Annotated in this window: 2 protein-coding genes; both read left to right on the top strand. The window is 59.0% G+C overall.

What is annotated here, in order from left to right:
• Positions 1–302 (top strand): hypothetical protein (locus BSK43_RS35345; RefSeq protein ID WP_205910567.1); only part of this gene is annotated, 302 nt, incomplete at its 5' end.
• On the top strand, positions 275–1,111 hold an 837-nt coding region (locus tag BSK43_RS00035), incomplete at its 3' end, for a BREX-1 system adenine-specific DNA-methyltransferase PglX (RefSeq protein WP_246662451.1). The genes BSK43_RS35345 and BSK43_RS00035, both read left to right, overlap by 28 nt.

Below are 1,111 nucleotides of genomic sequence, written 5' to 3'. Positions count from 1 at the left end.
CCGCCTTTATTGCCGCCATGACCAAGCGCGCGGCGCTGTTCGGTATCCGCGAATCTAGCATCCCCAGCATGGGAATCGAGCCGCTGGAGCAGAAGGGCGATCTGGCCCTAATCGGCGATCGCCCGTTCCCGGCCAGCATCATCCGTCCACGCGCCGGCGCTGGTGAAGAAGGTCGAACATATGGGCTTTGCCCAAGCCATGGAGCAGGCGGCCTACAGCTGGTTCAACCGCCTCTGCGCCATCCGTTACATGGAGCTCAAGGGCTATTTCGACCATGGCCGTCGCGTACTCAGCCACCCTGATCACAATGGTGGGTTCCAGATCCTCGACGACTGCTTGGATATCGAGTTGGAAGGCCTCGACCGCCAGCACGGTTGCCGAGCTGAAGCTCGAAGGTACCAAGGACGAGGAGCTCTACCGCGAACTGTTGCTCGCTCAGTGCCATGCCCTGCACAAGGCCATGCCCTTCCTCTTCGAAGCAGTCGACGATGCTACCGAACTATTGCTGCCAGACAATCTCACCAAGACCGACTCGCTGATCCGCGAGCTGGTCGAAGCCATTCCAGAGGAAGACTGGCAGGAAGTGGAGATCATCGGCTGGCTCTACCAGTTCTACATTTCCGAGAAAAAGGATCAGGTCATAGGCAAGGTGGTCAAGAGCGAGGACATCCCCGCCGCCACCCAGCTGTTTACCCCTAACTGGATCGTCCAGTACTTGGTACAGAACTCCGTGGGCCGTCAGTGGCTGCAGACCTACCCGGGCTCACCGCTCAAGGCTAGGATGCAGTACTACATCGAGCCGACCGAGCAGAACTCGGAAGTGCAGGCGCAACTGGCCGCCATCACCCCGGATAGTATCGACCCACTGAGCATCAAGGTACTCGATCCCGCCTGTGGTTCTGGCCATATCCTGGTTGAGGCCTACAAGGTGCTCAAGGAGATTTACACCGAGCGCGGTTTCCGCAGCCGCGACATTCCGCAACTGATTCTGGAAAACAATCTGTTCGGCCTGGATATCGATGACCGTGCCGGTCTGCTCGCTGGTTTCGCCCTGATGATGCTGGCTCGCGAGGATGATCGCCGCATCTTTGGCCGCATGGCCGAAAACGGT

Source organism: Rhizobium sp. P44RR-XXIV (assembly GCF_001999485.2).
Taxonomy (GTDB): domain Bacteria; phylum Pseudomonadota; class Alphaproteobacteria; order Rhizobiales; family Rhizobiaceae; genus Rhizobium.
This window is presented reverse-complemented; position numbering and strand designations above follow the sequence as displayed.